The organism is Polaromonas sp. P1_G4, from assembly GCF_056405475.1.
Genome location: NZ_JBFUCA010000127.1, coordinates 1 through 9,420, shown reverse-complemented (window position 1 = coordinate 9,420; position 9,420 = coordinate 1). Strand labels below are relative to the sequence as shown.

Genomic DNA, 9,420 nt, shown 5'->3' with positions numbered 1-9,420 from the left:
AGTGAGCCCGCAACAGGGGGGAGCCAATAACATGGGTTCATTTCTTGAGACCATCATCGGCGGCCTCATGTCCGGCATGCTGTATTCGCTGGTCGCGCTGGGCTTTGTGCTGATCTACAAGGCTTCGGGCGTCTTCAATTTCGCCCAAGGCGCGATGGTGCTGTTCGCGGCACTGGCCATGGCGCGGTTCTCCGAATGGATACCGCAATGGACGGGCCTGGACAGCAAGTYCATCAACAACGCACTGGCCTTTGCAGCCGCGCTGGCCATCATGGTGGTGGTGGCCTGGTTGATTGAGAAACTGGTGCTAAGCAAGCTCGTGAACCAGGAAGGCGTGGCGCTGCTGATGGCGACGCTGGGCATTTCGTATTTCCTGGACGGCTTCGGCCAGACTATCTTTGGTTCCAGCATTTACAAGATTGACGTGGGCATGCCCAAGGACCCGATGTTCCTGCTGGAAGGTATCTTCCAGGGCGGCCTGCTGGTGAACCAGGAAGACCTGGTCGCCGCGCTGATCGCGACTGCCCTGGTGGCGGCACTGGCCGCCTTCTTCCAGTACACCAGCACAGGCCGGGCCCTGCGCGCGGTGGCGGACGACCACCAGGCCGCGCAATCCATCGGCATTCCGCTGAACCGCATCTGGGTCATCGTCTGGAGCGTGGCAGGCTTCGTGGCCCTGGTGTCCGGCGTCATCTGGGGCAGCAAGCTGGGCGTGCAATTTTCGCTCTCGGTGCTGGCGCTCAAGGCGCTGCCGCTGGTGATTTTGGGCGGCCTGACTTCGGTGCCCGGCGCGATTGTGGGTGGGCTGATTCTTGGCGTTGGCGAGAAACTGGCCGAAGTCTTTCTCGGGCCCTATGTCGGCGGCGGTATTGAAATCTGGTTCGCGTATGTGCTTGCGCTTTGTGTCTTGCTCGTTCGGCCTCAGGGCTTGTTCGGCGAGAAAATTATTGATCGCGTCTGAAGCCGCTTCTATCTAAAGAAAAACCATGTTTTACAGAGAAAACGGCCAGTTCAAAACCAACTACCGGGCGGACCAGCAGATCTTCCCGATCCTGCAGGACCGGGTACTGATCGCACTCCTCCTCTTGGTGGCATTTGTCGTAATCCCGGTGTTATCCGTGTTTCCGCCCGAGAAACACTTGTACCGCTACCTTATTGGCCTGGCGCTTATAACAATGTCGTTCGCCGGATTCAAGTGGTCCGGATGGAAGAGGGGTTTGCTGGTCTCACTTCTATCCGTCTGCATCGCACTAATACATCCTTTGCTTGCTTCGGACTATATGTTCCGAGCCATCCTGATTCCTTTTCTGATCTTCTCGCTGGCGGCAGTGGGTGTGAACATCCTGGTGGGATATTGCGGGCAGATCTCGCTGGGCTCAGGCGCCTTTATGGCCGTAGGCGCCTATGGGGCCTACAACTTTTTTGTACGCTTTCCCGGCATGCCGCTGATTCCGGCGCTGATCCTGGGTGGTTTGTGCGCCATGCTGTTTGGCATTTTGTTCGGGCTGCCCAGCTTGCGCGTGAAGGGCCTGTACCTGGCGGTGACCACGCTGGCCGCGCAGTTCTTCAGCGACTGGATGTTCCTGCGCATCAAATGGTTCACGATGGACACGCCCTCGGGCTCGGTGTCGGTCTCCAACCTGCAGGTGTTTGGACTGCCCATCGAAAGCGCGCTGAGCAAATACCTGTTTTGCCTGGCCATCGTGGTGGTGATCACCCTGCTGGCCAAAAACCTTGTGCGCAGCGCGATCGGCCGCGAGTGGATGGCCATTCGCGACATGGACGTCGCCGCCGCTGTGATCGGCATACGCCCCATGTACGCCAAGCTCAGCGCCTTTGCGGTGAGCTCTTTCATCATCGGCATCGCCGGTGGCCTGTGGGCTTTTATCTACCTGGGCGCCTGGGAACCTGCGGCCTTCTCGGTGGACTACTCCTTCCGCCTGCTGTTCATGGTGATCATCGGCGGCATGGGCGCCATCATGGGCAGCTTCTTCGGTGCGGCTTTCATCGTGGTGCTGCCGATCGTGCTGAGCCAGCTGCTGCCGGTGCTGGCCGGCTGGCTGGGCATCTCGATCTCCACGGCGGGCATCTCGCACGCGGAACTGATGATTTTCGGCGGTTTGATCGTGTGGTTTTTGATTGTCGAGCCGCACGGGTTGGCCAAGCTGTGGGCCGTTGGAAAGCAGAAATTACGGCTATGGCCATTCCCCCACTGAAACTATGGCCCCCACGCTTTTCACTTCGTGTAATACGCTGCCCCCCGCGGGGGCGCTGCGCCTGCGGCCCGGCAAAGCCGGTTCCGCGGCCCCGGCTGGTAGGGGGCTTCTGCTCGAAATCACCGATGCGCGGTGGATTGTTAGGTCGTTTACTGAGGTGTCAGTTTTTTCACGGTGTTTATAAATTTTCCAGGAGACAACAATGAAGATTCGTAATGTGATGTTGGCGGTGGCAATCCTCGCCACCGGCGCTTCGTCCCTCGTGGCGACTAGCGCATTCGCCCAGGCGAAGGAGCAGTTCTTCCCGGTGCTGTCCTACCGCACCGGGCCTTACGCGCCCAACGGCGTGCCCTGGGCCAACGGCTATGTGGACTACCTCAAGCTGGTCAATGCGCGCGGCGGCATCAATGGCGTGAAGATCTCGTTTGAAGAGTGCGAAACCGGCTATGACACCGCACGCAGCGTGGAGTGCTACGAACGCCTGAAAGGCAAGAACGGCGGCGCCACGCTGGTGCAACCGCTGTCTACCGGTGCGACATTTGCCATCACTGAGAAAGCGCCCGTCGATAAAATCCCCGTGGTGACCGTGGGCTATGGCCGCAGCGAAAGCGCGGACGGCTCCATCTTCAAATGGAACTTCCCGATTGCCGGCACCTACTGGGTTGCCGCCGACGCCATCCTTCAGGCCATCGCCAAGAAGGAAGGCGGCTTCGACAAGCTCAAGGGCAAGCGCATTGCGCTGGTCTATCACGACTCGCCGTTCGGCAAGGAGCCGATCCCGCTGATGCAGGAACGCGCCGCCATGCACGGCTTTACCTTGCAACTGCTGCCTGTTACCGCGCCCGGTGTCGAGCAAAAGGCCACCTGGCTGCAGGTTCGCCAGTCGCGCCCTGACTACGTCGCGCTGTGGGGCTGGGGCATCATGAACACCACTGCCATCAAGGAAGCGCAGGCCACCGGCTACCCGCGCGAGAAGATGTACGGCGTGTGGTGGGCCGGCGCAGAGCCTGACGTGAAAGACGTGGCCGACGGCGCCAAGGGCTACAACGCCGTGACGATGCAGCACGGCGCCGAGCCGAACTCCAAGCTGGCCAAAGACATGCTGACCCTGGTGCACGGCAAAGGCCAGGGCACGGGCCCCAAGGAAGAAGTCGGCCAGGTTCTTTACATGCGTGGCGCCATGAGCGCGATGCTGGGCGTGGAAGGCCTTCGCGCTGCACAAGACCGTTTCGGCAAGGGAAAAATCATGACAGGCGAGCAGGTGCGCTGGGGCCTGGAAAACCTGAACCTGACGCAGGCCAAGCTGGATGCGCTGGGCTTTGCCGGCGTGATGCGGCCTATCAGCACCTCGTGCACCGACCACATGGGCTCGGCATGGGCACGTATCCATACCTGGGACGGCAAGGAGTGGAAGTTCACTTCCGACTGGCTGCAGGCTGACGAGCAGGTGATCAAACCCCTGGTCAAGTCGACCGCCGCCAAATACGCAACAGAGAAAAAACTGACGGCGCGCACACCCGCTGACTGCCAAAGCTAGGCTCCCCCGTGGCGGCGTTCTGCGCCGCCTCCCCCTCAAGGGGCGGCACTGGCGGACCGGCAAAGCCGGATCCACGGTGCCCTTGCCTTGAAATCCTCCCGCCTGGCGGGAGGGGTGCGGCTCTCGCGAGCCGCCAGCCTTGAGGGCTGATMGCCTTGCCAGCAGCCCTCAAGATTGGTCAGGAAAAAATATGGACACACCTAACATCGTTCTCAACGTCAACGGCATCGAGGTCATCTACAACCACGTGATCCTGGTGCTCAAGGGCGTCTCGCTGCAAGTCTCGCAGGGCCGCATCGTGGCCATCCTGGGCGGCAACGGCGCAGGCAAGACCACGACTCTGCGCGCGATTTCCAATCTGCTCAGGGGGGAGCGCGGCGAAGTCACCAAAGGTTCCATCGAGCTGCGCGGCGAGCGCATAGAAAACCTCTCGCCGGCCGACCTGGTGCAGCGCGGCGTGGTGCAGGTGATGGAGGGACGACACTGCTTTGCCCATCTGACCATCGAAGAAAACCTGCTGACCGGCGGCTACACGCGCAGCAGCAAGGCCGAAGTGGCGGCGAATCTGGAGAAGGTTTACAACTACTTTCCGCGCCTGAAAACCCGACGCACTTCGCAGGCGGCTTATACGTCGGGCGGCGAGCAGCAAATGTGCGCCATCGGCCGCGCGCTCATGGCAAACCCGTCGATGGTGCTGCTGGACGAGCCCTCCATGGGCCTGGCGCCGCAGATTGTCGAAGAAGTGTTCAACATCGTGAAAGACCTGAACCAGAAGGAGCAAGTCACCTTCCTGCTGGCCGAGCAGAACACCAACATGGCACTCAAATATGCCGACTACGGCTACATCATGGAAAGCGGCCGTGTGGTGATGGACGGCGCGGCCAGTGACCTGGCCAATAACGAGGACGTCAAGGAGTTCTACCTTGGCGTGGGCGGCGGCGAGCGCAAGAGCTTCAAGGATGTGAAGAGCTACAAGCGGCGCAAACGGTGGCTGGCGTAGAACATGACCCCCACGCTTGTCACTTCGTGTACTGCGCTGCCCCCCGAGGGGGCCRCTGCGCCTGCGGCCCGGCAAAGCCGGTTCCGCGGCCCCTGCTGGTTTAAGACTTCTCCTTGCCCAGGTTTTCTCCAAATATGACCACACATTACGACTCACTGGAAGTGCGAAGCCCTACGGAACGCGAGGCGGCCCTGCTGACGGCCTTGCCGCAGCAGATTGCCCATGCCAAGACGCGGGCGCCTGCCTTCACCGCCATTCTCAAGGACGTTGACGCCCAGGCCATCACATCACGTGCGGAACTGGCGCGATTGCCCGTCACGCGCAAGCATGAGCTCCTTGAGCGCCAGCAGGCCGAGCGCGCGCCCGGTGGCAGTGGCAACGCATTTGGCGGTTTCAGCGCTTTGCGCTACGGCGCGCATATGCCTCATGTTTTTGCCAGCCCTGGCACCATTTACGAGCCCGGCGGCAAGCGCAAGGACTACTGGCGCATGGCCAGGGCCTTGTATGCCGCGGGCTTTCGCCCCGGCCAGCTGATCCACAACAGTTTCAGCTACCACTTTGTGCCGGCAGGCTCCATGATGGAAACCGGCGCGCATGCCCTCGGTTGCACCGTGTTCCCGGGCGGTACCGGCCAGACGGAGCAGCAGGTACACGCCATGGCGGAACTCAGGCCGGCCGGCTACATCGGCACACCAAGCTTCCTGAAAATCATCATGGAGAAGGCCGCCGAAATGAAGGTGGAACTGCCGACCGTGACGCGGGCACTGGTTTCAGGCGAGGCGTTTCCCCCCAGCCTGCGCGACTGGCTGGGTGAGCGCGGCATTGCGGGCTACCAGTGYTATGCCTCGGCCGACCTGGGCCTGATTGCSTACGAAACCGAAGCGCGKGAAGGSCTGGTGCTGGATGAAGGCGTGATCGTGGAAATCGTGCGCCCTGGAACGGGTGACCCGGTGGCTGAGGGCGAAGTGGGAGAGCTGGTGGTGACCACCCTCAATCCCGGCTATCCGCTGATTCGCTTTGGCACGGGCGACCTTTCCGCCATCCTTGCGGGCACCTGCCCCACGGGACGCACCAATGCGCGCATCAAGGGCTGGATGGGAAGAGCCGACCAGACCGTCAAGGTCCGCGGGATGTTTGTACATCCCGGGCAGGTCGCTGACATTGCCCGGCGCTTTCCGGAAGTGATCAAGGCCAGGCTGGTGGTCAGCGGAGAGATGGCGAGCGACAACATGCACTTCCAGGTCGAAACCGCGTCCGCCCCGGACGGCCTGGACCAGCGTATCGGCGACGCCATCCGTGACGTCACCAAATTGCGCGGCACCGTGCAACTGGTGGCGCCCGGCAGTCTCCCCAACGACGGGAAGGTTATTGAGGATGCACGTAGTTACAAGTAGAGCCCCCACGCTTGTCGCTGCGCGTACTGCGCTGCCCCCAAAGGGGCGCTGCCAGCAAAGCGACCGGGGGCTAGCCCTTACGTAGTTCCCGCGATGTTTGCGCAGTAAGCGGATCGTAAACTTGGCGCGTTCATCACAAGGAGACGCTCATGAAACGCCTGTTAGTCCTCGCCGCTGCTGCAACGGCCATATTTGCAGCCCACGCGCAAGCCCCCGCCTTCCCCGGCTCCAAGCCAGTCACTCTGGTGGTCCCATTCGCGGCCGGCGGCCCAACCGACCGTGTGGCACGCGACCTGGCCGAAGCCATGCGCAAAGCCATGGGCGGCAGCGCCAACTTCGTGGTGGAAAACGTCAACGGCGCCGGCGGCACCATCGGTGCGGCCAAGGTAGCCCGCGCAACACCCGATGGTCACACCTTGCTGGTGCACCACATCGGCATGGCGGCCGCGCCGGCCCTGTATCGCAAGCTGCCCTACAAGGTGCTGGACGATTTCGAGTTCCTGGGCATGATCAACGAAGTACCGATGACCATCATCGGCAAACCGCAGCTGCCGGCCAACAACTACCGCGATTTCGAGAATTACATTCGCGCCAATGCCGGCAAACTCAATATCGCCCATGCAGGATTGGGCTCGGCATCGCACCTCTGTGGCCTGATGTGGCAGGCAGCCATCAACGCCAAGGACGCGATGACCACCATTCCCTTCGGCGGCACGGCGCCGGCCATGAATGCACTGGTGGGCGGACAGGTCGACATGATGTGTGACCAGACCACCAACACCACCGGCCAGATTGAAGCCGGCCGCGTCAAGGCGTTTGCGGTCACGACCGCCAAACCGCTGAAGAACAACAAGCTGCTCAAGGACTATCCGACGCTGCAGGAAATGGGCCTCAAAAACTTTGACCTGACGATCTGGCACGGCATGTACGCCCCCAAGGGAACGCCGCCGGCCGTGATGACCCAGCTCAACAACGCCCTGAAAGTRGCGCTCAAGGATCCCGACTTCATCAAGAAGCAGGAAGGCCTTGGCGCCGTGGTGGTGACCGACAAGCGTGTCGAGCCCGCCGCCCACAAGGCTTTTGTATCCGCCGAGATCAACAAGCTCAAGCCCGTGATCGACGCCGCCGGCAAGTTCGCCGACTGATCTGTTGACCGTTTGATTGCCAGCCGCCCGGTTCATGCCGGGCGGCTTTTCTTTTTTTGGATGGCTGGGTTGAAACCCTCTTGAAGCATGAACCCACGCACGCTATCTTCATGTGACCCCCGGCCGCGCCGGCCATCCCTGGAGCCCCTCTTGAACAACAATAGCAAGCCCTTTCTTTCCCGTCGCTACGGCGCTTTCCTGGCCACCGCGCTGACCGCCGTCGCCACCTTTATGGCCACGCCCTCCGCCTGGGCGCAAAGCGCCAGCTGGCCCACCAGGCCCGTCAAAATCGTCGTGCCCTTCGCGCCAGGCGGCACCACCGACATCCTGGCCCGCGCCATGGCGCCGGAACTCTCCAAAGCCTTCGGCCAGCCCTTTGTGGTTGAGAACCGTGCCGGTGCCGGCGGCAACATTGGCGCAGACGTGGTCGCCAAATCCGCGCCTGACGGCTACACCCTGCTGATGGGCACCGTGGGCACGCATGGCATCAACAAGTCGCTGTACAGCAAGATGGCCTACGACCCGCAAAAAGACTTTGCACCCATCACGCTGGTCGCGGGTGTGCCCAACGTCATGGTGGTCAACGCCGAAAAAGCCAAAGCCGCGGGCATCAACAACGTCACGGACTTCATACGCGCGGCCAAAGCCAAGCCCGGCACTTTCAACATGGCCTCCAGCGGCAACGGCACGTCCATCCACCTGGCGGGTGAACTGTTTAAAACCATGAGCGGAACCTATATGACGCACTTCCCCTACAGCGGATCCGGCCCCGCGCTGCTGGCACTGGTGGGCGGCGACATGGACGTCATGTTCGACAACCTGCCGTCTTCCATGCAGCTCATCAAGTCCGGCAAACTCAAGGCACTGGCCGTGACGAGCTCAGAACGCTCAGCGGCCCTGCCTGACGTCCCCACCATAGAACAGGCCGGCGGCCCGGCCATGAAAGGTTTCGATGCGAGCTCCTGGTTCGGCCTGCTCGCCCCCGCCGGTACGCCGCCCGACATTGTGAACCGCATCCAGCAGGAAGCCGCCAAGGCGCTGGGCACGCCTGCGATGAAAGAGAAGCTCCTCGCGCAGGGTGCGATTCCCAGCGGCAATACGCCGCAACAGTTCACGGCCTTTATCAATGCCGAGCACAAGAAGTGGGCGCAGGTGGTGAAGGCTTCGGGGGCGAAGGTGGACTGAGCGCATATCAACTCACCATGCAAAAAGCCCTGTCACCAGGGCTTTTTGGTATGGGTCAGCGCGACTGCTAAGCCTAAACGCCCCAAACCACCTCATGCCCCGACTTCAGGTTGCGTTGCAGCATGTCGATAAACGGCACGGCGCGCTGGCGCAGGCCCAGGCCGTCGCCAGGGACGACCCCCTCGTCGGCATTGGCATCGTGGGCTTCCTCGTGCGCGATCGCTGCCTGCAGGGCGGCTATCGCGGCGGGCATTTGCTCGGGCAGGATGATGCCTTTGGGGGCGGGGTCTTTGCCGATGATTTCGAGGACCTTGCGGCCGTTGGCTTCGAGCATGATCACGTCGCCGGCGTCTTTGGATTTGAATTTATAAAGCATGGTGGCTCCTCAAGTTGGACAGACAGGCCATTATGGAAAGTTTTCGAACCCGTGTATGTAGGCTGGTTTCACCTGTTGCGGCCCCGGGGTTCCGGCTACGGCTGCCGGGCCGGCCGCGCGGCTCAAGCAAAATAGGGCCCATGTTCAATATCGCCACTGTCCCCAAGTCGGCTCGCCAGGCGCTCAGCCAGGACGGGCTGAGCCTGCTCAACCCTGCCGAGCTGACGGCCACGCTGGAACTGCCGACGCCGGCCTGGACATCAGGCTGGCAGGCGCTGACAGACTCCTGGAACCGCTTGCCGCCTGACGCCCATCTGAAAGACGGTGGCCACTACCGCAAGCGCCGCCATTCCTGCTTCGTCCAGGAGCTGGCCGAAGGCACGCTCACGCAAACCCCGCATCGTGCCCACTGGCAACCCACCGACTACAACGCCCTGCACGGCGGCTTCGAGCGCTGGTTCGACCCGGTCGAGCCAGCGGTAGCCACAGCCCCGGCATGGACGGACCTGCTGGCCAATCTGGGCAAGCTGTTTGCGCAAGTGCAACCCGCCGGGCGCTGGCATATTG

At 62.0% G+C, this 9,420-nt stretch carries 9 protein-coding genes; 8 read left to right on the top strand and 1 reads right to left on the bottom strand.

Translation table 11 applies throughout. From position 1 onward, the window contains the following. Window positions 1-31 precede the first annotated feature (31 nt). The 7 genes from AC1D1X_RS08635 (at window position 32) to AC1D1X_RS08605 (ending at window position 8,477) form a co-directional block, all read left to right on the top strand. Window positions 32-961 carry a branched-chain amino acid ABC transporter permease gene (locus tag AC1D1X_RS08635; protein WP_477698136.1) on the top strand — a complete coding sequence of 310 codons (930 nt, stop codon included), beginning with the start codon at window positions 32-34 and terminating at the stop codon, window positions 959-961. Window positions 962-986: 25 nt separating this feature from the next. Then, the gene (locus tag AC1D1X_RS08630; RefSeq protein WP_477668656.1) at window positions 987-2,216 is read left to right on the top strand and encodes a branched-chain amino acid ABC transporter permease; all 1,230 of its coding nucleotides are present in this window, start codon (window positions 987-989) and stop codon (window positions 2,214-2,216) included. Window positions 2,217-2,418: 202 nt separating this feature from the next. Next, entirely contained in the window at window positions 2,419-3,753 is a 1,335-nt protein-coding gene (locus tag AC1D1X_RS08625; RefSeq protein ID WP_477668657.1) for an ABC transporter substrate-binding protein, read from the top strand. 190 nt (window positions 3,754-3,943) lie between these two features. Continuing rightward, window positions 3,944-4,753: an ABC transporter ATP-binding protein gene (locus tag AC1D1X_RS08620; RefSeq protein WP_477668658.1), complete on the top strand. Its 810-nt coding sequence runs from the start codon at window positions 3,944-3,946 to the stop codon at window positions 4,751-4,753. A gap of 134 nt (window positions 4,754-4,887) precedes the next feature. Next, on the top strand, window positions 4,888-6,147 hold the full coding sequence (locus AC1D1X_RS08615; protein WP_477668659.1) for a phenylacetate--CoA ligase family protein: 1,260 nt from the start codon (window positions 4,888-4,890) through the stop codon (window positions 6,145-6,147). 149 nt (window positions 6,148-6,296) lie between these two features. Continuing rightward, on the top strand, window positions 6,297-7,292 hold the full coding sequence (locus AC1D1X_RS08610) for a tripartite tricarboxylate transporter substrate-binding protein (protein WP_477668660.1): 996 nt from the start codon (window positions 6,297-6,299) through the stop codon (window positions 7,290-7,292). 231 nt (window positions 7,293-7,523) lie between these two features. Then, the gene (locus tag AC1D1X_RS08605; protein ID WP_477668931.1) at window positions 7,524-8,477 is read left to right on the top strand and encodes a Bug family tripartite tricarboxylate transporter substrate binding protein; all 954 of its coding nucleotides are present in this window, start codon (window positions 7,524-7,526) and stop codon (window positions 8,475-8,477) included. A gap of 73 nt (window positions 8,478-8,550) precedes the next feature. Here AC1D1X_RS08605 and AC1D1X_RS08600 read toward each other — a convergent pair whose 3' ends face one another. After that, window positions 8,551-8,853: a DUF1840 domain-containing protein gene (locus AC1D1X_RS08600; RefSeq protein WP_477668661.1), complete on the bottom strand. Its 303-nt coding sequence runs from the start codon at window positions 8,851-8,853 to the stop codon at window positions 8,551-8,553. A 140-nt stretch (window positions 8,854-8,993) separates the two neighbouring features. On the opposite strand from AC1D1X_RS08600, the gene AC1D1X_RS08595 reads away from it, so the two are divergent. Continuing rightward, the coding region (locus tag AC1D1X_RS08595) for a 2OG-Fe dioxygenase family protein (RefSeq protein ID WP_477698135.1) at window positions 8,994-9,420 on the top strand (427 nt) is incomplete at its 3' end.